Origin of the sequence: Myxococcus hansupus, from assembly GCF_000280925.3 — a bacterium.
Lineage (GTDB): Bacteria > Myxococcota > Myxococcia > Myxococcales > Myxococcaceae > Myxococcus > Myxococcus hansupus.
Genome location: NZ_CP012109.1, coordinates 2,079,991 through 2,105,642, shown reverse-complemented (window position 1 = coordinate 2,105,642; position 25,652 = coordinate 2,079,991). Strand labels below are relative to the sequence as shown.

At 67.5% G+C, this 25,652-nt stretch carries 18 protein-coding genes and 1 pseudogene; 12 read left to right on the top strand and 7 right to left on the bottom strand.

Going from position 1 to position 25,652, the window contains the following annotated elements; all coding sequences use genetic code 11:
- The first annotated feature begins 10 nt into the window (after positions 1-10).
- Positions 11-865, top strand: coding sequence for an SDR family oxidoreductase (locus A176_RS08655; RefSeq protein ID WP_002634129.1), 855 nt, complete (start codon positions 11-13; stop codon positions 863-865).
- A 55-nt stretch (positions 866-920) separates the two neighbouring features.
- On the opposite strand, the gene A176_RS08650 is transcribed toward A176_RS08655, so the two are convergent.
- The gene (locus tag A176_RS08650; RefSeq protein ID WP_044890662.1) at positions 921-1,469 is read right to left on the bottom strand and encodes an ECF-type sigma factor; all 549 of its coding nucleotides are present in this window, start codon (positions 1,467-1,469) and stop codon (positions 921-923) included.
- 299 nt (positions 1,470-1,768) lie between these two features.
- Here A176_RS08650 and A176_RS08645 point away from each other — a divergent pair, with 299 nt between their 5' ends.
- Positions 1,769-2,578, top strand: a complete 810-nt coding sequence (locus A176_RS08645; RefSeq protein WP_002634125.1) for a DUF6209 family protein — start codon at positions 1,769-1,771, stop codon at positions 2,576-2,578.
- A 105-nt stretch (positions 2,579-2,683) separates the two neighbouring features.
- Here A176_RS08645 and A176_RS08640 read toward each other — a convergent pair whose 3' ends face one another.
- Positions 2,684-3,118 (bottom strand): arginine repressor, encoded by a 435-nt coding sequence (locus A176_RS08640; protein WP_002634123.1) that lies wholly within the window; start codon positions 3,116-3,118, stop codon positions 2,684-2,686.
- A gap of 169 nt (positions 3,119-3,287) precedes the next feature.
- Between A176_RS08640 and A176_RS08635 the strand changes: the two genes are divergently transcribed.
- Genes A176_RS08635 through argC form a run of 7 tightly spaced genes read left to right on the top strand, consistent with a single transcriptional unit; the run spans position 3,288 to position 11,012 of the window.
- Positions 3,288-4,295: an N-acetylornithine carbamoyltransferase gene (locus A176_RS08635; protein ID WP_002634122.1), complete on the top strand. Its 1,008-nt coding sequence runs from the start codon at positions 3,288-3,290 to the stop codon at positions 4,293-4,295.
- A 44-nt stretch (positions 4,296-4,339) separates the two neighbouring features.
- Positions 4,340-5,266: an acetylglutamate kinase gene (argB, locus tag A176_RS08630; protein ID WP_002634121.1), complete on the top strand. Its 927-nt coding sequence runs from the start codon at positions 4,340-4,342 to the stop codon at positions 5,264-5,266.
- Entirely contained in the window at positions 5,263-6,324 is a 1,062-nt protein-coding gene (locus A176_RS08625; RefSeq protein ID WP_002634120.1) for a M20/M25/M40 family metallo-hydrolase, read from the top strand. The genes argB and A176_RS08625 overlap by 4 nt, the downstream gene beginning before the upstream one ends.
- Positions 6,317-7,666, top strand: coding sequence for an argininosuccinate lyase (gene argH / locus A176_RS08620; RefSeq protein WP_002634119.1), 1,350 nt, complete (start codon positions 6,317-6,319; stop codon positions 7,664-7,666). The genes A176_RS08625 and argH overlap by 8 nt, the downstream gene beginning before the upstream one ends.
- A 25-nt stretch (positions 7,667-7,691) precedes the next feature.
- Positions 7,692-8,879 carry an argininosuccinate synthase gene (gene argG / locus A176_RS08615; RefSeq protein ID WP_193409836.1) on the top strand — a complete coding sequence of 396 codons (1,188 nt, stop codon included), beginning with the start codon at positions 7,692-7,694 and terminating at the stop codon, positions 8,877-8,879.
- 7 nt (positions 8,880-8,886) lie between these two features.
- Positions 8,887-9,948, top strand: coding sequence for a DUF1611 domain-containing protein (locus tag A176_RS08610; RefSeq protein WP_002634117.1), 1,062 nt, complete (start codon positions 8,887-8,889; stop codon positions 9,946-9,948).
- Positions 9,945-11,012 carry an N-acetyl-gamma-glutamyl-phosphate reductase gene (gene argC, locus A176_RS08605; RefSeq protein ID WP_002634116.1) on the top strand — a complete coding sequence of 356 codons (1,068 nt, stop codon included), beginning with the start codon at positions 9,945-9,947 and terminating at the stop codon, positions 11,010-11,012. The genes A176_RS08610 and argC overlap by 4 nt, the downstream gene beginning before the upstream one ends.
- On the opposite strand, the gene A176_RS08600 is transcribed toward argC, so the two are convergent.
- On the bottom strand, positions 10,951-11,775 hold the full coding sequence (locus A176_RS08600) for a TVP38/TMEM64 family protein (protein ID WP_044890637.1): 825 nt from the start codon (positions 11,773-11,775) through the stop codon (positions 10,951-10,953). The two genes, argC and A176_RS08600, sit on opposite strands and share 62 nt — an antisense overlap.
- A 187-nt stretch (positions 11,776-11,962) precedes the next feature.
- Between A176_RS08600 and A176_RS08595 the strand changes: the two genes are divergently transcribed.
- Both A176_RS08595 and A176_RS08590 read left to right on the top strand, forming a co-directional pair.
- Positions 11,963-13,573, top strand: a complete 1,611-nt coding sequence (locus tag A176_RS08595; protein ID WP_044890638.1) for a Na+/H+ antiporter — start codon at positions 11,963-11,965, stop codon at positions 13,571-13,573.
- 92 nt (positions 13,574-13,665) lie between these two features.
- Positions 13,666-14,577: a universal stress protein gene (locus A176_RS08590; RefSeq protein ID WP_044890639.1), complete on the top strand. Its 912-nt coding sequence runs from the start codon at positions 13,666-13,668 to the stop codon at positions 14,575-14,577.
- Positions 14,578-14,815: 238 nt separating this feature from the next.
- Here A176_RS08590 and A176_RS08585 read toward each other — a convergent pair whose 3' ends face one another.
- From A176_RS08585 to A176_RS08575, 3 genes are read right to left on the bottom strand one after another with little or no spacing between them, the layout of a single operon-like run.
- Complete coding sequence (locus A176_RS08585) at positions 14,816-15,661, bottom strand: hypothetical protein (RefSeq protein WP_002634113.1); 846 nt, start codon at positions 15,659-15,661, stop codon at positions 14,816-14,818.
- Positions 15,662-15,682: 21 nt separating this feature from the next.
- Positions 15,683-16,480, bottom strand: coding sequence for a tRNA pseudouridine(38-40) synthase TruA (truA, locus tag A176_RS08580; protein ID WP_002634112.1), 798 nt, complete (start codon positions 16,478-16,480; stop codon positions 15,683-15,685).
- 1 nt (position 16,481) lies between these two features.
- Positions 16,482-17,711 carry a serine/threonine protein kinase gene (locus A176_RS08575; RefSeq protein WP_002634111.1) on the bottom strand — a complete coding sequence of 410 codons (1,230 nt, stop codon included), beginning with the start codon at positions 17,709-17,711 and terminating at the stop codon, positions 16,482-16,484.
- Between the two features lie 272 nt (positions 17,712-17,983).
- Between A176_RS08575 and A176_RS41155 the strand changes: the two are divergent.
- Positions 17,984-19,322: pseudogene (locus tag A176_RS41155) on the top strand (IS701 family transposase).
- Positions 19,323-19,898: 576 nt separating this feature from the next.
- On the opposite strand, the gene A176_RS08565 reads toward A176_RS41155, so the two are convergent.
- Entirely contained in the window at positions 19,899-25,634 is a 5,736-nt protein-coding gene (locus tag A176_RS08565; protein WP_021781476.1) for an RHS repeat-associated core domain-containing protein, read from the bottom strand.
- Between the last annotated feature and the right edge of the window lie 18 nt (positions 25,635-25,652).

The following is a 25,652-nucleotide window of genomic DNA, read 5'->3' as shown; positions in this document are numbered from 1 at the left end:
TGTGAACCCCATGATTCTTGTCACTGCAGCCACCGGTAAGCTGGGCCGCCTGGTCGTCTCGGGCCTCCTCGAGAAGGTCCCCGCGAAGGACATCGCCGTCGCCGTGCGCGACCCCAACAAGGCCTCGGACCTGGCGGCCCGGGGCGTCCAGGTCCGGCAGGCGGACTACAGCAAGCCGGAGACGCTGGGCCCCGCGCTCCAAGGCGTGGACACGGTGCTGCTGATTTCATCCAGCGAGGTCGGTCAGCGCACCAGACAGCACCAGGCGGTGGTGGACGCGGCGAAGAAGGCCGGCGTCCGGCTGCTGGCGTACACCAGCATCCTGCACGCGGACACGTCCGGCCTGGCGCTCGCCGTCGAGCACAAGGCCACGGAAGAAGCCATCCGGGCGTCCGGACTGCCCTTCGTCTTCCTCCGCAACGGCTGGTACACGGAGAACTACACGGAGAACCTGGCGCCGGCCCTCGCGCATGGCGCCATCATCGGCAGCTCGGGGGAAGGCCGCGTCGCCGCCGCCACCCGAGCGGACTACGCCGCCGCCGCGGTGGCCGTGCTCACCAGCAAGGGGCATGAGAACAAGGTCTACGAGCTGGCCGGCGACACCGCCTTCACCGCCACCGAGCTGGCCGCCGAGGTGTCCCGCCAGTCCGGCAAGAGCGTCCTCTACAAAGACCTGCCCCAGGCGGATTACGCCGGCGCGCTCATTGGCGTGGGCGTGCCCGCGCCCTTCGCCGAGGTGCTGGCCGACTCCGACGCGGGCGCCGCGCGCGGGGAGCTGAATGACAGCTCCGGCGATTTGCGCCGGCTCATCGGACGGCCCACGACGCCGCTCGCTCCGAGCGTCGCCGCCGCCGTCAAGGCCTGACGTCCACGAGGCCGCGGCACGGACCGGGCCCGCGTGAGGAGCGCGGGCCGCCGGTTCAGTTGCCCAGCCGCTCCAGCAGCCACCCGCGCACGTAGGCCCAGTCGCGCTTCACGGTGACGGGCGACACGCCCAGCACCGCGGCGGTGTCCAGCAGGTCCAGCCCCACGAAGTAGCGCAGCTCCAGCATGCGCGCGAGCCGGGGCTGGAAGGTGTCGAGCTCCGACAGCGCCCGGTCCAGCTCCAGCACCTCCATGCTCAGCCCGGCGGGGACATCCGCCTCCATGTCGCCCAGGCTCAGCCGCTCCAGGCGGGCTTCCCGCATCGCCCTGCGCAGCCGCGCCCGGTCCACCATCACCCGGCGCATGGCCTGGGCCGCGGCACCGAAGAAGTGGCGCCGCGCCTCCACCGGCGCGCCCGCGCCGAACAACCGCAGCCAGGCCTCCTTCACCAGCACCGCGGGCTGAAGGGAGAAAGGAGGTGACGCGTCGTGGACGGCCCGCTGCGCCATCTCCTGCAGCTCCTGATAGGCCGCCACCCTCAGTGCGTCCCGCGCGCCCTGCTCTCCCCTGCGCGCGTGGTCCAGTAGCTCTGTCAGCTCCGACATGCCCACATTCACCTCCAGGCCAGACGGGTTCGCCGCCCCCACAGAAACTACGCCCTCAACGAGAAATCTTGGAAAAGTGGGGCAGATACCCCTCACGGCGCAACGATTTCCCTGCCCTGCGGGGTAGGAAGTCGACAGGCTTTCCGGGAAGCGCCGTCCCTGGGTGGAGCCTCACCCACCACTCGCCAGGGGCAACGGGGCATATCGGGCCTTCCACGGACCGTGTTAGCGAGCCACTGGCGTCCGGTGGCGAACGCCCGCCGCCGGGCCGCGTCCTCCTCACGTGCTCCGGAGTCCCCATGAAGCCGCTGATGTCCGCCCTGCTGCCCGTGCTGTGTCTCGCTTCCGCCGCCTTCGCCGCCCCGCAGGCCCCCGTGTCCGTGCAGACCTCGGAAGCCACGCTGTCGGGCCCGGCGACGCTGACGTTCGCCGCGGATTGGAGCGTCACGCTCTCCGGACAAGCCCAGACGGACGCCATCCTGGCCATTGCCTATGACACCCGGCGGCTGCCGGCGTGCCGGGGCGCGGGCTGGAGCATCACCGGCTACATGATGACGAACCGAGGCCCGGTGCAGGGCTTCCCGCTGGCGAACGCGACGACGGTGGGCACCCAGGCGCAGATGCTGCTGGAGCTCTGGCAGGGCGGCACGCTGGAGATGTGGTTCCACAACTCGGACTCCACCGGCTGCTCCCAGTGGGATTCCAATCTCCAGTACAACTTCCACACCTGGGTGAAGCAGTACCCGATGATTTCGTTCCACCCCGCGCCCGCGTGGACGTACTCGGTCGAAGGCGTCCTGCAGGGTGGCAGGATGCTGATGGTGGACTACGACATCGGCCGCATCGGTCAGTGCCGCGCGATGTACCTGAACTACAAGGCGTGGGGCACCACCGCGTACTACCGCATCAACGGCGGCCCGGTGACGAGCGTCAGCCTGACGACGAGCTGGGGTGACCAGAACCTCCAGTACTGGCGTCAGGTGCCCGCGTTCATTCCGCTGCCCGCCGGCCCCGGCACCTTGGAGCTGTGGTTCGGAAGCTCGGACCGCAAGGGCTGCCAGCAGTGGGACACGCGCTACGAACAGAACTACGTGTTCGCCTTCCAGTGAGCCGCCGTGCCAGGGAGCGCGGACGACACGCGCTCCAGGGCACGCATCGGCGCGGAGCCTCCCGCCCACGGCGCGTCCATCACCTCGAGCGAGGGACGCGCCTCCTTACGCCCCCAGCGACAGCAGCCGCTCCACCGCCCCGCGCACGTCGCGCAGCAGCGCCGGGTCCGTCACCGCGACGAAGATGGTGTCATCTCCCGCCACCGTCCCCGCGAGCCCGGGCAACTCCCGCTCCTTGTCTAGGGCCAGCGCCAACACCGGCGCGAAGCCGGGCGCCGTCCGAATCACGAGCAGGTTGGGCGGAGCCTCCAGGATGGTGACGCGCGGACGCTCCGGTACAACGGCGGGCGCGGGCGCGGCGCGCTGGTAGCGGCCTCCCACCTTCAGCACGCCCAGCTTCTTCAAGCGCCGGGACAGCGTCGACTGGCTCGGCGCCTGGCCCTCGGCCTCCAGGAGCTGCTGCAGCACGGCCTGATCGCCGATCTCCCGCTCGGTGATGAGCCGCAGGATGGCCTCGTCCAGATTCATTCCCACCAACATGCATCCCCGTGAATATTCATGCAAGAACATGCATGCGAACGTTGCGAATAATCCGCTTGCGCGGCGCGTCTTTCTGCATAATATCCGCCGCCTTTTCGCGGCAATGCACGCATTTTCACGCATATTCATCACGAATATGCAGTTTGCCGCAAGTGGGGAGGACAGGCCCATGAAGCACGTCACGCACATCAAGGATCTGGGGCCCGAGGGCGTGGAGGCGGTGCTCGCGCAGGCGGCCGCGTGGAAGCTGAAGGGCCCGGAGCAGGCGCTGTTCGCCAACACCCTGTTGGGCATGGTGTTCTTCAACCCGTCGCTGCGCACCCGCACCTCGTTCGAGGCGGTCATGCTGCGCGGCGGTGGCAACGCCATCATCCTGGATGTGGGCGCGGGCGTCTGGAAGCTGGAGCACCGCGAGGGCGCGGTGATGAACGCGGACCGGGCCGAGCACCTCAAGGAGGCCGCGCCCGTCCTGTCTCGCTTCGTGGACATGCTGGGCGTGCGCACCTTCTCGCAGGGCGGCGGTGACGAGGAGGACGAGGTCGACCCCGTCATCAACGCCTTCCGCAAGTGGTCCACCGTGCCGGTGGTCAGCATGGAGTCCGCCCGCGAGCACCCCTGCCAGGGGCTGGCGGACATGCTCACGCTGCGCGAGACGTTCGGCTCCACGAAGAAGCTGCCGGTGACGCTGACGTGGGCGCCGCACATCAAGCCGCTGCCCAAGGCCGTGCCCAACTCCTTCCTGCTGAGCGCGGCGGCCGCGGGCTGCGAGGTCCGCGTGGCCCACCCTCCTGGGTTCGAGCTGCACCCGGCCGTGCGCGCCGAGGCGGAGGCGTACGCCAAGGCCACTGGCGGCAGCATCACCTACACCCATGACCAGGACGAGGCCCTGGTCGGCAGCCGCGCCGTCTACGCCAAGTCCTGGGGACCCACGGCGGCGGCGGCCTTCTCGCCCAACGACGTCACGGCGCTGCTCGCGTCGTACTCCGGTTGGATGCCCACGCGCCTGACGATGTCGCGCGCGCAGGCGGACGCGGCCTTCCTCCACTGCCTGCCGGTGCGCCGTAACGTGGAAGTGGCCGACGAGGTTCTGGACCACCCGAGCAGCCGCGTCGTAGACGAGGCCGGCAATCGCTACCACGTCCAGCGGGCGCTGCTGCACTGGATGCGTTCGCGCTGAGCGGCCCCTCCGCACTCTTCCTTTCCTGAACTTCGAGGTCTCACGTGCCCCTCTCGCCCGACCCCTACTCCGCGCTTCGCAACGCGGCGAAGTACGTGCAGCAGTTCCGCCGCAAGACGTTCGTGGTGAAGCTCGGCGGCGCCATGCTGAGCGACCCGCGCCTGCGCCGCGCCGCCTGCGAGCAGATCGCCCTGCTGTGGACCTTCTCCATCCGTCCCGTCGTCGTCCACGGCGGCGGTCCGGAGCTGGACACGCTGTGTGACGCCCTCCACCTGCCGGTGGAGAAGGTGGCGGGCCGCCGCGTCACCTCCGCGCCCGTGCTGGACGCGGCGAAGATGGTGCTGGCGGGCAAGCTGCACACGGACCTCTTGGCGGACCTCCAGGCGGCGGGCGTGCCCGCGGTGGGCCTGAGCGGCGTGGACGCCGGGCTCATCAAGGCGCGCAAGCGTCCGCCCGTCATGGTGACGGAGGCCGGGGCCACCGAGGGCAAGCTGGTGGACTACGGCCTGGTGGGCGACATCGAGCAGGTGGACACCCGCGTGGTGGAGCACCTGCGCTCGGCCGACTACGTGCCCGTCATCGCGCCCCTGTCGGGTGGCGCGGATGGCGCCGTGTACAACACCAACGCGGACACCGTGGCGGCGGCGCTGGCGGTGGCCCTGTCCGCCGAGAAGCTCTTCTTCCTGGTCCAGGTCCCGGGCCTGCTGAAGAACGTGAATGATCCGTCGTCGCTCGTCACGCTGGCCAACCTCACGGACCTGGCCACCATGGAGAGCACCGGCGCCATCGCGGGCGGCATGAAGCCCAAGGCGCACGCCATCCGCCACGCGCTCGTGGGCGGCGTGGGCAGCGTGCACCTGGTGAGCGGCGTGCAGCCCAACGCGCTGCTGGAAGAGGTGTTCACCAACGAGGGCAGCGGCACCATGGTCGTGCGGGAGAACGCCAACAAGCCCGCCGGGGCGGTGGGATGAAGGCGGCGGAGCTGCTCCAGGCGCTGGTGGCCATCCCCAGCGTGTCGGGTGACGAGGGTCGCATCGCGGACACCGTGTCCGGGTGGGCCGAGGGCTGGGGCGCGCGCGTCCAGCGGCAGGGCCACAACGTGTGGTTCTCCGTGGGAAGCGGGCCGCGCCGGCTGCTCGTCAACTCGCACCTGGACACGGTGAAGCCGTGCGCCGGGTGGACGTACGAGCCCCACGCGCCCGTGTGGCGCGAGGACCGCCTGTACGGCCTGGGCAGCAACGACGCCAAGGGCTGCGTGACGGGGATGCTGCTGGCCGCGAAGACGCTGCTCGCCGAGGGCGCGCCCGCGGACGCCGAAATCGTCTTCGCCTTCACCGCTGAAGAGGAGACGGGAGGCCAGGGCCTGGGCACGCTGCTGCCCACGCTGGGGCCGCTGGACGCCGCCATCGTCGGGGAGCCCACCAGCCTGAAGCCCTGCACCGCCCAGCGCGGCATGCTGCTCTTGCGCTGCACGGCGCACGGCAAGAGCGCGCACGTCGCGCACGCGCACACCACCGAGGCCGTCAACGCCATTCACATGGCGGCGACGGACATCGCGGTGCTGGCCGAGCTGCGCTTCCCGCCCCACCCGCTGCTGGGTGAGGCCCGGGCGCAGGTGACGCAGGTGTCGGGCGGGCTGGCGCGCAACCAGGTGCCGGACCGGTGCGAGTTCTTCGTGGACCTGCGCACCACGCCGGGCATGGAGCACGGGATGGTGGCCCGGCAGGTGGCGGGCGCGCTGCGCAGCGAAGTGAAGGTGCATTCGGAGCGCTACCTCCCGAAGGCGACGGCGTCGGAGCAGCCCATCGTCCGCGCGGCGGTGGCGGCCTCGGGGCAGCAGCCGGTGGGCTCCAGCACGGCGTCGGACTGGGCCTTCCTGGGCGACGTCCCGGCGGTGAAGGTGGGGCCCGGCGACACGCTGCGCAGCCACCTGGCGGACGAGTACATCACCCGGGCGGAGCTGGAAGCCGGCGCCGCCTTCTACACGCGGATGGTGCGCGGTTACTTCGAGGAGCTCGCTCGTGGCTGAGACGCTGTGGGGCAAGGGCCTTCCGCTGGACGCGGCCATCCACCGCTTCACGGTGGGAAATGATCCGGTGGTGGACCTGGCGCTGGCGCCGCATGACGCGCTCGGCTCGGCCGCGCACGCGCGGATGCTGGCGCGCGTGGGCCTGCTGAAGGACGCGGAGGCCCAGGCCCTGGTGACGGCGCTCAAGGCGCTGCACGACGAGGCCCGCGCGGGCGCGTTCGTCATCCGCCCCGAGCAGGAGGACGGCCACACCGCCCTGGAGGCGGCGCTGGTGGACCGCGTGGGCGAGCCGGGCAAGCGCATCCACCTGGGGCGCTCGCGCAATGACCAGGTGCAGCTGGCCCTGCGCCTGCTGCTGCGCGAAGAGGTGCTGACGCTGGGCGCGCGGGCGGCGGAGCTGGCAGGGGCCTTCCTGGACTTCGCCCAGGCGCACGCGAACGTGGCGCTGCCGGGCTACACGCACCTGCGCCGGGCGATGCCGTCCTCCTTCGGCCTGTGGGGCATGGCCTTCGCGGAGGGTCTGCTCGAGGAGCTGGAGGCGCTGCGCGGCGTGTGGGCTCGGCTGGACCGCTGCCCGCTGGGCGCCGCCGCGGGCTTCGGCGTGCCGCTGCCCATCGACCGGGAGTACGTCGCGTCGCTGCTCGGTTTCTCGCGCGTGCAACGCAGCCCCATCGACGTGCAGAACGGACGCGGCCGTCACGAGGCCGCGGTGCTGGGTTGGGCCTGCTCGGTGGCGGGCACGCTGGAGAAGTGGCTGTGGGACGTGCAGCTCTACAGCATGGACGAGTTCGGCTTCCTCGGGCTGCCGGACGCGTACACCACGGGCTCGTCCATCATGCCGCAGAAGAAGAACCCGGACGTGGTGGAGCTGGCGCGGGGGCGCTGCCGCGAGCTGCGCGGGCTGGCGCACCAGGTGGAGGCCATCGCCGGCGGACTGCCGTCCAGCTACCACCGGGACTTCCAGCTCCTGAAGTCCCCCACCCTGACGGCGCTGGGCTCCACGCGCGAGCTGTTGGACGTGCTCACCCGGCTGGTGCCGGCGCTCCAGGTGAAGGCGGACGCGGCGGCGCGCGCCAGCGACGACACGCTGTACGCCGCGCACCACGCCTACGCGCTGGTGGCGCAGGGACAGGCCTTCCGCGACGCCTACAAGCAGGTGGGGCGCGAGCTGGAGGAAGGCACGTTCCGCCCCGACCGAGGGGCCCTGACGGCCACCCACCTGGGTGGCGCCGGCAACCTGGGCCTGCCCCAGGCCCGGGAAGAGCTGGCCGCCTCGCGCGCCTGGCTCGACGAGACACACCGCGCCGTGGCCGAGGCCGCCGGACGCGTCTGGACGATTTGAAATGCATCCCCGCGAGGAGCGAATCATGAGCAAGAAGAACGTGGTGCTGGCCTTCTCCGGCGGACTCGATACCGCTTTCTGCACCGTCTACCTGCGCGAGCAGGGCTACGACGTCACCACCGTCACCGTGGACACGGGCGGCTTCCCGCCCGAGCAGTTGGAGCGCATCGCCGCGCTGGCCAAGCAGTTGGGCGCGGTGGAGCACGTGACGGTGGACGCGCGCGAGACGCTCTTCCAGGGCTACCTGCGCTACCTCATCGCCGGCAACGTGCTGCGCGGCCAGGTCTACCCCCTGAGCGTGTCCGCCGAGCGGGCCTGCCAGGCGGTGGAGGTGGTCCGCGTGGCGCGCGAGAAGGGCACCCAGGCGCTGGCGCACGGCAGCACGGGCGCGGGCAATGACCAGGTGCGCTTCGACGTGGCCTTCCGCTCGCTGGCGCCGGAGCTGGAGCTGCTCACGCCCATCCGCACGCTGTCCCTCAGCCGGCAGCAGGAGCTGGCCTACCTGGCCGAGCGCGGCGTCCACATGCCGCCGAAGCTGGGCTCCTACTCCGTCAACGAGGGCATGTGGGGCACCTCCGTGGGCGGCGCCGAGACGCTGGACTCCTGGAAGGCGCTGCCCGAGGCGGCCTTCCCCGGCGGCGAGCTGCCCCAGGACTTGAAGCCGCGCCCGCTCACGATTGGCTTCGAGAAGGGCGTCCCCGTGTCGCTGGACGGCGAGAAGCTGGGGCCCGTGAAGCTGGTGGAGGCGCTCAACGCGCTGGGGCGCACCTACGGCATCGGCCGGGGCATCCACCTGGGCGACACCATCCTGGGCATCAAGGGCCGGGTGGGCTTCGAGGCGCCGGCGGCGCACCTGCTCGTCACCGCGCACCGCGAGCTGGAGAAGCTGGTGCTCTCCGGCAAGCAGCTCTTCTGGAAGGAGTCGATGGGCAACCTCTACGGTTCGCTGCTGCACGAGGGGCACTTCTTCGACCCGCTCGTGAAGGACCTGGAGGCGTTCCTCACCTCGTCGCAGGAGCGCGTGACGGGTGAGGTGCGGCTGGTGCTGCACGCGCGCACGCAGGTGGTGGAGGGCGTGCGTTCGCCCCATTCGCTGATGGATGCGAAGGTGGCGACGTACGGAGAGGCCAACGTGTTGTGGAACGGCTCGGAAGCCGCGGGCTTCGCCAAGCTGTACGGCGTCGCGCAGATGCTCTCGCATCGCGCGAAGTGAGGGTGCCATGAAGGTTTTCGTCGACAAGGTGGGCAGCGTCACCCGCAACCTCGGCCTGGGCCGGACGGTTCACCTCGCCCATGAGGTGAAGGCCGAGGAAGGCGCCGTGGTGGCCGTTCGCATCCACGGGGACAAGAGCACCTACAACCAGCTCGAGGACGTACACGGGCGGCTCGTCACGCTGCACGCGGGCGACATCGTCGTGGGCGCGCTGGGCCACCGCAACGCGCTGCACGGCTACGAGGGCGTGGTGCCCGAAACCGTCACCGTGGGCGAGCGGCTGCACGTGCTCAACATGGGCGGCGTCATCGGCAAGTGCACCTCGCACAACCACGGCGTGGGCCTGCCCTTCGAGGCCGAGGTGCTGGGCCAGGTGCTGGAGTTCCCGGAGCTGATGTCGCGCACCGGGCAGCCGGCGCACGTGTCGTCCGGCGCGCTGAAGGGCACCTCGTCCCCGGTGAAGTGCCCCGTCGTCTACGTGGTGGGCACCTGCATGAACGCGGGCAAGACGTTCGCCGCCGCGGCCATGGTGCGCAAGCTGGCGCAGGCGGGCTTCCGCGTGGGCGGAGCCAAGCTGACGGGCGTGTCGCTGATGCGCGACACGCTGAGCATGCAGGACTCCGGCGCGGACGTGGTGATGGACTTCACGGACGCGGGCATCGTCTGCACGGGGCCCCGCACGGGCGCGCGCGTGGCGCGGGTGCTCTTCTCCGAGCTGGCGGCGGAGAACGTGGACGTCATCGTCGCGGAGACGGGTGACGGCATCATGGGCGAGTACGGCGTGCAGGGCATCCTCGCGGACCCGGAGCTCAAGAGCCTGGCGGGGGCGTGGGTGCTGTGCGCCAACGACCCGGTGGGCGCGTCCGGCGGCGTGCGGCACCTGCGCGAGGCGTACGGCATCGACGTGGACGTGGTGGCCGGACCGGCCACGGACAACGCCGTGGGCGTTCGCTTCGTGGAGCAGGTGGTGGGCATCCCCGCTCGCAACGCCCGCGCGGACGCGGCGGCGCTGGGCGGACTCATCCTGGAAAAGCTCGCCCCCAAGCTGGGCGCGGGGAGGAAGTCATGACGCAGGTCAACATCTACATCCTGGGTGCCTCCGGCTTCGGCGGCGGCGAGCTCTTGCGCATTCTCTCCGGTCACCCCGCGGTGGGCAGCATCCGCGCGGTGTCGCGGCACCACGCCGGCGAGCCCATCCACAAGGTCCACCCGCACCTGCGCGGCCTGGTGGAGGGCCGCTTCGAAGGTGAGCCCGACTGGAAGTGGCTGGCGGACTGTCAGCAGCCCGTCGTCTTCAGCGCGCTGGGTCACGGCGAGCTGGCCAAGCAGTTCGCGGGCCTGGAGAAGCAGTGGGCGGACGTCGGCATCGCCGAGCGCCTGCTGCTCATCGACCTGTCCTCCGACTTCCGGCTGGACCACCCGGGCCGCTACGCGGGCGCCTACGGCCGCCCCCACCCCTCGCCCGAGCTGCTGGGCACCTTCACGTACGGCCTCACCGAGTGGAAGCGCGACGCGGTGAAGACGGCCAAGCGCATCGCCAACCCGGGCTGCTTCGCCACCGCGGTGCAGCTCGCGCTGCTGCCCATCGCCTCCACGCCGGGCCTGGGGCTGCTCGCCGTGTCGGGTGTCACGGGCTCGTCCGGCTCGGGCTCGCTGCCCGGCGAGGGCACGCACCACCCGACGCGTGCGCATGACTTCCGCGCGTACAAGCCGCTGGAGCACCAGCACGAGGCCGAGGTGGAGGTCATGCTGGTGGCCCACGGCGCGCAGCGGCACCGGCTGGCCTTCGTGCCGCACTCGGCGCCCATGGTTCGCGGCATCTTCGCCACCGTGCAGTTCGAGTGGCCGGAGCACGGCGGCGCGGTGGTGACGGCGTCGCTGATGGAGAAGTACCGCCGCTACTACGAGGGCTCGAAGTTCGTGCGCATCGTCGAGGGCACGCCGCGCATCGCCGCGGTGGCCGGCAGCAACTTCTGCGACATCGCGGTGGCCACCAAGGGCCGCTCGGTGGCGGTGATGGCCGCGCTCGACAACCTGGTGAAGGGCATGGCCGGCCAGGCGGTGCAGAACTTCAACGTCGCACTGGGGCTGCCGGAAGACACGGCACTGCGTCAGGCTGCCTGCTACCCGTAGGCTCCGTGGTTCCCCGGCCCGGGCGCGCGTGCCCGGGCCGCTCGCGCGAAGGAGGCGCCTCGCCCTCGGGGCTTGAAGGCGCTTCCTTCGCGAGCAGCTCCCGCATCAACCTCCGCCCCAGCACGAGCCCCAGCAGCAGGCTCAGCACCATGCCGGTGGCGGACACCGCGGTCATCCACGTCCGCCCCTGCCCCAGCGAGCTGCCGAAGAGCGTCGTGAGCAGCGTCCCCGGGATGGTGCCCACCACCGCCCCCAGCGCCAGCGGGCCATAGCGGGCCCCGGACGCGGCCGCCGTGGCCAACATCACATCCGCGGGAATCACCGAGTTGATGCAGGCCAGGAAGCCAATCTGGAAGCCGTGATTCTTCGCCGCGCGCTCGAACACGGGGTGCTTGTCCCCGGCCAGCCGCCGCATGGGCTTGCGCCCCAGCTTGCGCGCCAGGAAGTGGATGAGCCCCGTGGCCAGCAGCGTCCCCACCAGCGCGTAGGCCGTGCCCATGGCCATGCCGAAGAGGATGCCCCCCACCGCCGTGAAGAGCTGCCCGGGCAGCAGCGTCACCGGCCGCACCGCGAGCAGCGCGACGAAGGCCACGGGCGCCAGCGCGCCGAGCGGCCGGAGCCACTCCGACAGCGTTCGCTGATCCAGATACTGCGGCCCCAAGAGCCGCAGCCCGACGAGCAGTCCGATGGAGACGCAGAGCGGTCCGATGAGCTTGAGACCCGCGCTCAACCGTCCTCCCTTGGAGCGGGGGTGCTTGGACATGGCACAAAGCTGGGAAGCGTCATGCCAGGAGGCAAGAGCGGGCAGGCGTGGGGATGGAGCCTTGCAATACGCCTTGCCCTGGCAATATGCGGCACTTCCCCTGCTCGCAAGAAGCACATCGTGTGCGACTGTGTTCTGCGCAACTGCGCTAAGGTCCGGCGCTTTGGATCCAAACGGGTAAGGGACGATGCATTTCGAGTTGGCCTTCGTACTGGTTTTCGCCATCGCGACCGCTGTGGCCATCGCCGCGCGGTACTTCAAAATCCCCTATACGGTTGCCCTCGTCGTCGCGGGCGTGCTGTTGGGAGCGTTCAAGGCGTTCGAGCCGCCGCACCTCACGAAGGAGCTGCTCTTCGCCATCATCTTGCCGGGCCTGCTCTTCGAAGCGGCCTTCCACGTCGAGTTCCGCAAGTTCTGGAAGAACAAGCTGGCCATCCACGCGCTGGCCATTCCAGGACTCGTGGCCTCCGCCGGGCTCACGGCCTTGTTCCTGACCCGCGTGGTGGACGGGCTGCACTTCGTCCACGGCTTCGGCATGCTGTCCGCGTTGGTGTTCGCGTCGGTCATCGTCTCCACCGACCCCATCGCCGTGGTGGCGCTGTTCAAGTCCCTGGGGGCGCCCAAGCGGCTGCTCCTGCTGGTGGAGGGCGAAAGCCTGTTGAACGATGGCGCGGCGGTCGTGCTCTTCACGCTCATCGTCGCCGTGGCCATGGGGGGAGAGTTCACCGTGGGCGGAGCCCTCGCCAACTTCACCAAGGTCTTCGGCATGGGCGTGCTGGTGGGCAGCGCCGTCGGTTACGGAGCCTCGCAGATCATCAAGCGCATTGACGACGCCATGGTGGAAATCACCCTCACCGTCATCGCCGCCTATGGCTCTTTCGTCGTCGCCGAGCACTTCCACTATTCGGGCGTCATCGCGACGGTGGTGGCCGGCATGCTGTGCGGCAACTGGGCCTCGCACCAAGGCATGAGCCCCGCCACCCGGATCGCGGTGAACAGCTTCTGGGAGTACCTGGCTTTCGCGCTCAACTCCGTGGTGTTCCTCCTCATCGGGCTGGAGGTGAACCTCAGCTCGCTGCTGGCCTCCTGGAAGCCCATTCTCGTGGCCTACGTGGTGGTGCTGGTCGCGCGCGCGGTGGTCGTCTACGGCGTGTCCTCACTGCTGCGCTTCACCAAGGAGAAGATGCCCTGGACCTGGAGCGCGGTCCTCACGTGGAGCGGTCTGCGTGGCGCCATCTCCATGGTGCTGGTGCTCGGTCTCCCCAACAACTTCGCGCACCGCGAGTTGCTGGTGAACATGACGTTCGGCGTGGTGGTGCTCTCCATCGTCTTCCAGGGCCTCACCATGGCGCCGCTGCTGCGCAAGCTGCGCATCACGGGCCTCAAGGACGAGTACCAGGAGCAGTACGAGTTGGCCCGTGGCCGCCTGGGCACCATTCATGCGGCGCTCGCCGCCCTGGAAGCCATGCGCCGCACCCGGGAGATTCCAGCCGACGTGGTGACTCAGCTCGAAAAGACCTACCAGGAGAAGGAGACCGTCGCCGAGAAGGAGCTCGCGGACCTCAAGCAGCAGTCGATGCGCTTCCACGAGGAGGAGCACCAGGAAGCGGTCCGTCGCGTGCTCATGGTGGAGAAGGCCTCCCTGCTCAAGGCCTACCAGTCCGCCACCATTGGCAAGGAAGCCTTCGCCGAGCTGTCCGCGGAGCTTGACGAACGCATCGCCGCCGCGGACGCGGCCGAGAACCACGTCCCGCAGGACGAGGAGACGCCCAAGGTCGTGGGCGCCGCGAGCGCGTAGTTCCTCACGGCACGGCATCGCCGCCTGACGACAGTCGACAGTCAGGCGGTATTGCCGTGCCGGACGCGGCGTGCGCCTCTAGACTCGCGTGGGTGAAACCACGAAAGCCGATGTCGCCGCCGCAGCTTCGCAAGGTGCTCGTTCCGACGGACTTCTCGGAATCGAGCGCCCACGCGGTGGGGAGGGTTGCCCACCTCCCACTCGCGCCGGGTGCGAAGGTGTTGTTGATGCACGTGTTGCCCAGCCGGATGCCGGCGGAGCTGGGCGCTCGCGCGCTGGAAGCCACCGCGCGGGAGCTGGAGCGCGTCGCCCAGCGGCTCCGCAAGGCGCTGCGGACCGAAGGCGCCACCGCCATCGTCGACACGCACATCGCCCGGGGCAAGCCCGTGGACGCCATCCTGCGCCGGGCACAAGCCTTTGGCGCGGAGCTCGTCCTGCTGGGCCGGCACGGCGACAAGCCCCTTCGCAACATGTTCCTGGGCTCCACCGCGGACAACGTCATCCGCCGCGGCAACCTGCCCGTGCTCATCGCCACCCGGCGGGCCACCGGGTCCTACTTGCGGCCCGTGGTGGCCGTGGACGCGGACGCGACGTCACGCCGCGTTGCGGGCTTCGTCCCCACGCTGATGACGCCCGGCTCCGAGCTGACGCTGGTTCACGCCTATGACGTTCCACTGGAGTACGCGGTGTTCCCCGGGCTGACGACGAAGGAGCACACGCGGTACCAGAAGACGTTCAAGGGCGCCGCGGAGCGCAAGCTCGCGCCGCTGCGGCGGGAGCTCGACGGGCTCGGGGTGCCATACCGGATGGTGATGGAGAACGGGGGCTCGCGCTCCATCGTCCTCGAGTTCGTGGACGACCAAGGCGCGGACCTGCTGGCGCTGGGGACACGGGCGCGCTCGGGCGTGGCGCACGCGCTGCTCGGAAGCGTTGCGACGGACCTGATTCGCGAGGCGAAGTGCGATGTGCTCGTCGTCCGCGAGCCCAAGGAAGTCCCCGAGTAGGCGCTGTGTGCCGGGCGGGATTGGCTTGGCCACTGGGGCGAGCCTTGGAGATGTCACGACCGCTGGGCACCGTGCGAGGTGTCCAGCGGGTCCGAGCCGAATCAACGGGGCGTCGGCTCAGGCTTCGGACGTCTTGCGCTCCGCTGGAGCGGCAATGGAGGCCGGTTCGACCGGCCCGGAAGGGGCCTTCAGCGGCGTCGTAGTGGTAGTGGCCACCGCCCCGGGCTTGGCCGTCGGCTCAGGCCCCGGACGTCTTGCGCTCCGCAGGAGCGGCAACGGAGGCCGGTTCGACCGGCGAGGAGGGGGCGTCCAGCGGCGCCGCCGCCTCGGACGTCGCGGCGGTCTTCAGTGCCTCGGACTGCGTCGCCTCCGCCGGAGCCAGCTCCGCGACCGCATCGGAAGCCTGCGCGGCAGATGCGGGAGCCTGCTCGGAATCCATCTCCGCGACGTCCGCAGCCTGGGGGGCCTCCGGCGTCACAGGGCCCTGCGGCCCCGCTTCCGCAGTCACCGGCGCCGTGGCCGAGGAGGCCTGCGCCTCCCGCTGCTCCAACCGCGCGGCGCCTTGCTCGGCGGCGAGGAGGAACTCGTCGTACTCGGACTTGCGCTCCTGCGCCTTCGCCTGCGACTTCACCGTCTGCGCCGCCGCCGCTGCCCGGCCCATGGCCACGGCGCGGGCACTGAGCACCACGCCCCCGGCGAACGCCGCCAGACTGAGGAACGAACCCAACCCGCCCAGCCACAAGCCATTCACGCCGTTCTGAACGAAGCCCAGCGCGTGCACGAAGAGGGAGCCGGCCACCGCCGCGCCGCCTCCCGTGGTCCACGGCCGCAGCTCCATGACCCGCGCGGCGCCGTAGCACATCAACGGCAGCACCCCGAGCACCCACAGGTTCTCCAGCAGCACCGCCAGCGTCAAACGCAGGACGCCCACCGGCACCGCCTGGATGCGCACGCTCAGCCGCAGCGTCAACGCCACACTCAGAATCGAGCCGACGACGAGCGCGATGAATCCCAGCCCCATGATGAACTGGAAGCGACGGACACGGACGCGCAGCGGTTCGAGGACACTCGTCTTGGAGCTCACGGGCAGGCAGCCTACCCCACTTCAGCCCTCGTCCTCTTCCGCGTCCGCTGTCCTTCCTGCCGTGCGGGCAGGCGGGCCGTCCCCGTAGAAGACCTCTTCCAGCACCAGCCCCTGGGGCGGCGCCGTCGGTCCGGCGCGCTTGCGCTCCTTGGAGGCCAGCACCTCCGCCACCCAGGCCTCGGGGCGGCGGCCCTTGCCGACCTCCACCAGCGTCCCGGCCAGGTTGCGCACCATGTGCTTCAGGAACGCGGTGCCCTCCACCACGATGGACACGGCGTCCCCCGAGGTGCCCTCGACCGTGAGGCTCCGAATCTCACGCACGGCGTGCTTCGCCTGGCAGTCGGCGGCCCGGAAGGCCGAATAGTCATGCCGCCCCACCAGGTGCACGGCGGCCCGCCGCATGGCCTCCACGTCCAGCGGCGCGAAGATTTCCCAATGCGTCGTCCGGCGCAGCGGAGAGCGCGTCCTTCGGTTGCTCACGCGGTAGCGGTAGCGCTTGCCCCGGGACCAGCGGCGCGGATCAAAACTCTCCGGAACCTCCACCGCCGCCACCACGGCCACGTCGGGCGGGAGGATGCCGTTGAGCCCCATCGTGTACGCCTTCATGGGCAGCTCACGAGGCGAGTCGAAGCACGCCACCTGCCCTTCGGCATGCACGCCCGCGTCGGTGCGCCCGGCGGACTCCACCGGGACACGCTCACCCAACAGGCGCTCCAGCGCGGACTCCAGCACGGACTGGATGGAGGGCCCCTGGGGCTGCGCCTGCCACCCCACGAAACGCGTCCCGTCGTATTCGAGAGTCAGCTTCAGCCGGGGCATGTCAGCGGTACTTGAGCCAGGACTCGAGCAGCTCGGCCACCATGCGGCCCGCAGAGATGTTGTTGCGCTTGGCCACCGCCTCCAGCGCCTCGGCCAGGGCCTGGTTCAGCGGGACGGCGAGCGTGCGCGGCTCGGTGCGGTCCTCCGAGACGGGGGGCGGCTCGGGCTCCGGAGCGGGTACGCCCTTCGCGGTGTCGAGCGCGGAGACGACGTCCGAGAGTTCCAGCGCCTCTTCCGACGTGGGCGCGGCCGCGGCGCGCACGGCCAGACGGCGCTGCTCTCCGGCCAGCTCCTCTTCAAAGAGCTGCTTGATGAAGTTGGAGAGGTGCAGCGGCGTGGGCGTGAAGTCGTACGCGTCGAGGAAGGCGTCCAGGTCCTTCTGCATCTGCGCGGCCGTCTGGTAGCGCTTGTCCCGGTCGCGCTCCAGCGCCTTCATCAGGATGGTCTCCAGGCGCTCTGGGAGGTCCTCGCGGAAGTACGACGGGGCGTAGATCTTCCCATCGGTGATGCTGCGCATCACCGCCGCCTCGGACTCACCCGTGAAGAGCTTGAAGCCGGTGAGCCACTCGTAGAGCACCACGCCCAGGGAGAAGACGTCGGAGCGGCAGTCGATGGGCTTGCCCAGACACTGCTCCGGGCTCATGTAGCTGAGCTTGCCTTTGATTTCGCCGTTGCGCGTCTGCTCCATCTGATTCGCGGCCTTGGCGATGCCGAAGTCGAGAATCTTCACGGAGCCGTCGAAGGCGACGACGATGTTCTCCGGCGACACGTCCCGGTGGACGATGTTGAGCGGGGTGCCGTACAGGTCCCCCTTGGTGTGTGCGTGGTGCAGGCCCGCGCAGACGTTCGAGGCGATCTTCACCGCGTACACCAGCGGGAAGGGAATCCCCAGCGCCTCCGCCTTGGGCACGACGCGGCGCATGTCGCGGCCGGACACGTACTCCATGGCGATGAAGTAGCTGTCCGCGATCTTCCCCAGGTCGTGAATCTGCACGACGTTGGGGTGGTTGAGCTGCGCGGCGAGCCGGGCCTCGTTGAGGAACATCTTCACGAAGGCCGCGTGCTTGGACAGATGCGGGCGGATGCGCTTGATGACGACGGGCGTTTCCTGCCCGTCCTCCTGCTGCTGATGCGCGAGGAAGATCTCGGCCATGCCTCCCACCGCGACGCGGTCGATGAGGCGGTATTTTCCAAAGCGGCCGGTGTCGCGCGAAGGGGCAGCGGGGGGCATGACCGAGGGAGCCTACCCGCGCGGGGCCACGAAGTGCCAAGAAAGTGTCCGGGTTGCCCCTGGGTTACGGGGTTCTCCAGCGGTCCATCTGATCCCCTGCCCCCGCAGGTCAACGGTCTCGGTAGGAGCAGCCCTTCGCCGCTTCCGGATAATGCCGCCCTCTGCTCAAGGTCCGGTGAGCGCAATGAGCGCCACCCACTCAAGAGTCCGCAGGACTAATACCACTTGGTCACTTCAAGAATGCGTAAGGGTGGGCGGGCTGTTCCCCCAGCATGATGCCGAGGCAACTGAAGCGGTTGGAGGGAGAGCTGGAGAGCTTCCTTGAGTCGATGTTCTCAGGCATGGGCCGCGTGGAGCGACGACGGGCGATGAACTGGTACGTCAAGGGACTGCTGCTGGAAGGGGAGCGCAAAAGCATTGACCCGATGGCAGGGCGGCTGGTGGAGGAGGCTTCCGAGAAGGAAGCCATGCGCCAGCGCCTCCAACAGTGTGTTAGCGGCAGCGGCTGGGCGGACGACGAGGTCATGGGCCGACTGGCGCTGAAGCTGGAGGAGGACCTGCCGGACGTCGAGGCGCTGGTTCTGGATGACACGGGCTTCCCCAAGAAGGGCGAACATTCAGTGGGCGTGGCCCGGCAGTACTCGGGCACGTTGGGCCGCACCGACAACTGCCAGGTGGCCGTCAGCCTGCATCTAGCCGGTGCGAAGGGCAGCGGCTGTATTGGAATGCGGCTGTATCTGCCGACGGAGTGAACGTCCGACACCAAGCGCCTGTGCAAGGCGGGCGTGCCGGAAGACGTGGCGTTCGAGACGAAGAGGGGCATCGCGCTCGAGCTGCTTGAGCGCGCGCTGGGCTGGGGAGTGAAGCCGCGCCTGTTTCTCACAGACTCGGGATACGGAAACGAGGTCGAGTTCCGTGAGGAACTCACGCGCCGTGGGCTGCCGTACGCCGTCGGTATTCGAGGCGACTGTGTCGTCTGGCCTCCGGGATTCACACCTCCTCCCATCCCTCCGAAGCCAGCGGGAATGAGTGGGCCAGCGCGTACGCGCTACCGCTATGGCGAGGCGAAGTCCGTTGCCATCGAGAAGCTGGCCGCTGGCCTGCCGCGAACAACCTGGAAGTCGGTCAGTTGGCGCGAAGGCACCATGGGCGCGCGGAGCTCGCGCTTCGCGCGCCCTACGCATCCGTACCGCCCACCGCCACCATCTGGGATTTGCCCCAGGCGACGAGCAAAGGCTGCTGTGCGAATGGCCCAGGCACGAGAAAGCGCCCACCAAATTTCACCTTTCTACACTGCCTGCGGACACTCCCCTGAAGCAGCTCGTACGCCTCACAAAGCTGCGCTAGCGCGTCGAGCGTGACTACCAGGAGATAAAGGGAGAAGTTGGTCTCGACCACTTCGAAGGACGCACGTGGCGTGGCTTCCACCACCACGCCACCCTCTGCGCTGTGGCCCATGGCTTCCTCGCGCTCCGTCGAGCGCTTTTCCCCTCGGAGCAGGGTGCACTGGACGCTCCCGATGGTGCGACGCGCGTTGCAGCACCTCCTCCTCAAACAGATTGGCACCTGCCCCCTCTGCAACAGGTCCATCAACCCCAGAGCCCCGCCTGAGCCGCCCTCTCGGATGTGACCAAGTGGTATTGGCAGCACCCTACGCCCAAGGCTCCGCAACAGCCAATTCGCTCCTCAGATCAAGTGATCTCAACGCTACGGAACCACGCCATTACAGTTCGACTCACGCGGCACACGCATCTTCGGGTACCCAGGGATTCTACATTTTCCACTTACGCAACGAACCCTGGGCCTATCTGCGCATCCGACAGAGTAGTGGCCACAGGCGTCAGCAACTTCCCGAAAATACGGATGCGCAACATGTTTAAGCACAAACTTCGAAGAAGCAAGCCAACACCCTCCATGCAGACTCGGCTCCAGCGACACTAAAACGCACTCATCATCATCCGCGCAAACCGAGCGCTGCTCGAATTCACTAGCAGCCCACCACCAACGTTCGCGGCACGCAAAAGTACGAGCGTGGCCATCCGGAATTTGGATTTCATCCGCATGACCAGACTCCACAAGACACTCAGACACAGCCTTTGCATGCGCCATGCTTTTCGGAACAACCGTATGCGCACACCCGCCTAAAACAACCAGCAGCAGAGTTCTCAATAGCATTTTAAGCCCACATCATGGCTCTGGAAGAATCTCTCCGCTCCGCGACGCCCAATATACCCTATCCGCAGCCGTAAACGGCTCGCCAGTAATTCGGTGGGCAAAAAAATCAGCCTGTTGCTCTTCATTCGCATCAGGATGCGGCTTCTTAATCGCTCCCATCATAAGTGCCGCATGATAAGCCTCGTGCGCGAACGTCCAAAGCTCTGACTTGAGCCTATGCGGACGAAACATAGCAAGCGCCCAGACATTCACGCTTGAGTTAACACACTTTCCGGCCTCGATATTATTGACCGTCTGCCCATAGCCCACATTTGTCGTTGGGAATGGCTTTAGGTTCGGCATAAGCTCATAGCGACCATGAGTCGCCTCGAATCGCAACTCAATATCATCCACATCTTCCACTTTCTGCCAGAATTCTTTATCCCTCAAGCGAATCGCCTCCTCATTATGTCGCAACTGATGCGCCGTATTCCATTTAAACCCAGTCCGATCAACAAACCCAACAGGATTGCTCTGCCCATATGAGTAAACCGCCATAACATGCCCTCCTCCTGCGCTCCGCAGAGAAGTACGTGGGCTTTGAACAAGCGGCTCGGGCTGAATATACCGCCCCTCTGAGGGATTGTAGAAGCGATTCCAATTCTCGAAGTACCCCGTTTCGGCGTCGTAGTACTGACCAGGAAACCGCAACGGCAGCCAGAAGGGCTGCGCTCCCGACTGATACCGCTGGTACTCGTATCCCTCCAACACCACCCCCTGGTAATTTGACGTCGCCGTCGCGCTCGCATCAAACCGAACCGCCACACGCCCGTTCGAGGGCTGCACCCAGGGCGTCATGACATTCCCCTGTCGTGCCAACGAGGTGGAATGCAGGCTCGCCGCGGTATCCACGTCAACCAAGCTGACGCTCGCCTCACCACTTTCCGTGTCCAGCAGGTGATACAGCGCACGCATCCGCACCACCTCTGGCCCCGCCCCCACCGGCTGAGTCAGCGTCGCCAAACTGACACTGCTTCCACTGGTATAGGGATGCGCCGTCTCCGCCATCTGCAACATCCGGTTGACATGGCCAAATGGGTCATAGTCCGCCGATCCTGCCACACGCCTCGAACCATCGAGCATCACCACCGGCTTACCGCTGTGGTCTACCACTGGAAAGTACACTCCGCATGCAGCCGACTCCTCATTGCGCGAGCAGTCGCCCGCTCCGTCCGCCTGACGCACCCACGCACTGCTGAATTTCGCGCGGATGACGGCCACCGATTTACCTCCCAGCCAGACATAGTCATCGGTCGTGTAGTGCCCCACCGCAGCCACGAACCCGTCACTCCCCCGGTCCGTCAGCAGCCTGTGCGCAGCACTGTTGAAGTACTCGTCCTTCGTCCCTCCAGGGTAGGCTTTCAGCCGCCGCCGCCCCTGTGCGTCATAAAAGTAATTGTAGGTGACCCCATTTCGATTGACGGCGCGAAATACGGTATCCGTCGCGACGCCAATTTGAGCACTCTCGTCGATTCCGTACTCGAATCCTTGCAAAAACACGGGTGTACCACTTACCCCGGGAGCCCACCGTTGCGACGTCACCCGCCCGTCTGCATCATAAGCCAGCGCATACCGCAACAGACTTCCAGGTGCCGTCGCCCCCCACTCCGCCAACCGGTCCACCGCTGGCGCTGACGTCATTGCAAACGCATAGGATGAACCATCCGCAGACATACTAGTGCGGTTTCCTCGATTGTCATACCCGAAGTTCCGGCTCGCATACGCGCCGCCCGTCGCCGCCACATTTCCCATCGGCCGCTCGGCCGACACCAGCTTCAGACTCCTGTCGTACCCGAAGGTTTCGATTCGAGGAGTCGTCGCCCCCAGCACACAGGTGTCCACCTGCGACACCTGGTCTCCATGCCACGTGTACGTCTGCTTGTAGATGTCGCCACTTCCCGCCCCCGCCGCCAACGTCCCCGTCGACACCCGGAGCGCCCTCAGCCTTCCCGTCAAATCGCCGCTCGCCACAATCGGCGGCGCCGCAGGACACGCCGCTGGCACCGACCCGGAGTTGTCGCCCAGCATGTACTCCACCGCGCTGCTGTTGCTCGTCGTCGGGTGATTCACCTGGTAGCCTCTCAACTGCCCGTAGGGTTCCCAGACGACGCCCTGAATGAGTCGCGTATCCAAAAAACCCGAACTGCTCCACAGCCTCACGTCAACCGCCTGTACCCGGTCCACCGTCGCCCCCGTGCCGTAGACGTACTTCACCACCCGGCCGTGGGGGTAGGTGATGGAGTCAACATTCCCGTTGGCCGTGTACGTGTAAAATGTATGCGGTTTGTCATTGAGGCCCGCCGAGGAACAGCTCGTCTGCCCTTCGCGCAGCCGTACCTCGCCGGTCAGTCGCCCCAGCGCGTCGTACTGGTACCAGGTGCGCCCAAAGGAGTCGTGCTGGTAGCGCAAGCGCCCCCGCGTATTCGCCGGCTGCGGACAGTCCATTGGCGGAGTGCTCGTCACGTCCCCCGCGTCCGTAACGTCATACGAGAGGACGAAGAGATTCTGCACCATCTGAGTGTTGGATGACGAGAGGTAGTGGCGATTGCGCCGCAGCAACCGGCCTGCGGCGTCGTACGTATGCGACACCCGCTCACCGTGCGCTTGCATTTCCGGGGTCGCCTTGTCTACTAGCAATCCCAGCGCGTTGTACGAGTAACGCGTCGTCCCCGCCCCGCCGACCCCATCCTGCGTATGCGGCAGCTTCGCCCAAACGAGGTTGCCGAAGTCGTCATAGGCGTACTCACTGGCGGGACTGCCCGCCGAGCAGCTCCCACACTCATTCCCAGCGGCAACAACGCACCCCTGACGTGCTGCCGTCACGTTGCTGTGGACGTCGTATGAGAAGCACGTGCGCTGACTCACTCCCGCAGAAGGAAATTCGTCCAGCTTCGCCAGCCGGTTCAACCTGTCGTATCCCAGCGAAGCACAAAGGGGCGACACGGGCTGCCCCTCCGAGTCCGGGCCTCCGCACACCGCTGGTGCCTCATTCGAGGGGAAGCCAATCCCTGTCAAGTTTCCATTCGCATCGAAGAGGCGCGTCGTGACCACTGACGAAGGCACGTTTCCCAACCCCTGGTAAGTGGGGTTCCGGCGCGCATCTGCGGCGAACGACACCACTCGCCGCGTCTCCGCTACGGTTCCCGTCCACGCGAGGAACGTTTTCGTCTTCACCGTCTCATCCGGCCAATACGCGTACTCAACCTTCTCCGCCCAGTTCGCCCCGCTCGCGTCTGCCGCCTTTGCCACCCATTGAAGCAGGTACGTCGGTGTCCCTCCCACGCACCCCAACCCTGTCGTGGTCCCCGTCCGATAGCAGAAGACGTCGTAGTTACCCTGCGGATACTGAATCGCCTTCAGCTTCCCGTTGTCGAAACTCGCCAGCGTCGTCGTCGAAACACTTCCCGAAACCACCGTCTGACTCGTCATTTGACTTTGGTTGTACTGACGCTCGACGACCAACCCATTGACGTCCTGCACACGCGTCGCGTTTCCGTAGACGTCGTAGTCCAGGTACTGCGTGTCCAATGAGGTCGTTCCAGTGCAGCCCCCAGGCAGCACCGACTTTTTCTTCAGTTGGTTGCGTTTGTGCCCTGTCTCCGTCATCGCCCAGTACTCATACTTGACGACAGGGAAGACAGTTCCCGCCTGACAACCCGTAATCATTGCCACATCAGCGCTCTCATCCACGAAGCACGGACCGTGCGTCTCCAACTTCCGTCCCTGCGCATCCACCGTCCCTACTCCTCCACACTGAGGCGCTCCGAAGTGGAACAAACCAATGCGTCGCTTCACCACTTGCCATGCCCCCGAGGTGTCGTTCCACACCTGTGTCCACCCCGTCTGGAACTCCGCCTTCAGCCGATTCGTCGCCGTGTCGTAGACGAACTGAGTCTGAGTCACTCCTCCACTTGGCGCCAGCACACTCGGGACCTCGGTTCGCTCCAGCAACCGCTCATACGCCGGCGCCGCACGCCCCGTACTGCCCAGCGTGTACTTCAAATCCATCTCCGCCAACGCCCCCGTTCCGCTCGAATCTTGCGCCCCTTCCGCCAACCGCGTCAGCGACTTCATGTGGCCGATGGGCACCCCCGCGTCCCCCTCAATCACGCCCGCGTCTGGCACCGCCGCGTGGGTGTATACCTCCCACCCGCTGCGCCGGTCTTTGTGGGCCTTCGGCATCGCCGGCACACTCGACGTATCCCCAGGCGCCGTCGGGCACTCGTACTCCCACTTCCGCGTCCCAGCCACGAAGCCGGGGCAGGACGTCCCGTCGCACCGCTCTTCAATCGAATTCAGCCGCCATGTCTGGTGCTGATAGTGCGCCGGCGCGGACACGAAGCGCGACGTCATCGTCGTAACCCCATTCGCCCCTGTCCCCAATCCCGCCTTCGAGTCCACGAACTCCCGCGTCGGCAGCGACCCTCCCAACACCAAAGTGCACGAGTCCTTCACGCCGGGGTTACTGCTCGTCACGTCGTTGATGGCGAAGTCGTGTCCCTCTCCCTCGTCCCGCGTCGCCACCGTCCCGTTGTAGTAGTAGCTGTGTCGACTCGTCAGCGCTCCGTTCTCTCTGCGCTCAAACGTCGTCGTCGCATGACCGGAGACAGGGTACGTATACTCGATGCTTCGTCCCGTCTGCGGGGAGTCGACCTTCACCAGGAAATTCGACGCAGCCATGTACTGATACTGAACCAGCGTCTTCTCCACCACGCCACCAGCCTCGATCGACTCCACATTGACGTGGTCCAGCACGCACTCCGTCCGCCCTCGCGTATTCACCAACCGCCGGTAATAGAATCGAAGTGTCGTCCCATCGCGCGTTGTCACCGTGTTGATGTACGGCACCCCAGGCGTCGACCCCGCGCCCCCGATTGGACACAGCGTGTCCGGCGTCGTCCCCCCGACGGTAATCGGAACTGCATACGTCACCACTACACGAGGAATCTCCGTCGCACCCGTCGGCGCGTACTCCGTGTCGAAAATGCTGGTGAGGAAATAGTGCCGCGCACCCGTCCCGTTCGGGTGCACGTAGACGGCATCATGCTCATACCGTCCGCTCTCCTCACGGTAATAAACGAACTTCTGCGGCCACGTCCCCAGAGTTCCCACGTCCTGCCACAGCCGGTCCGCGGAATTCTTGTTGTTGTCGTTGAGGTACCACCGCCCCGACGCTGCCGCCTGACCGCTCAACTGGAACGTGTTGCGAAACCCGTCCACATCACGGATCTCCGCATCCGCCCCCGACGCAGACCACTTGTAGACGGCGCTGTAGAAATTATGCCACCAGTTGAGGCTTCCCCCATTCCGGTGCTCTCCAAACGGCCGCGGAAGGTAGTTGTTACTCGTGCTCGGCAGAAAGCCTTCCGGGAAACGCGAGTACTGGTACGAGCGCGCTGGCGACACGTACATTCGGATGAAGGGCAGACTCCCCTGACTCAGCTTCAGCTCGAAGTCCTTCTCTCGAAGGTACGAGTACCCGTCGGACACATTGACTGGGTCCCCGTGAAATCCGGGCGCCTCAATCCTCGGTATCGGCGGCGGCCCATTCCCTCCGCCGCCGCCTCCGCCGCCTCCTCCGCCGCCGCCGCCGCCGCCGCCGCCGCCGCCGCCGCCGCTAGGGTTACCTTGCGAATCCTGGCAACGCGGAATGACGTCCTGAGGGCAGAATTGCGCCAACGCCAACGTCGGCACGGCCACCACCACCACACACCATCCTCGGATCAG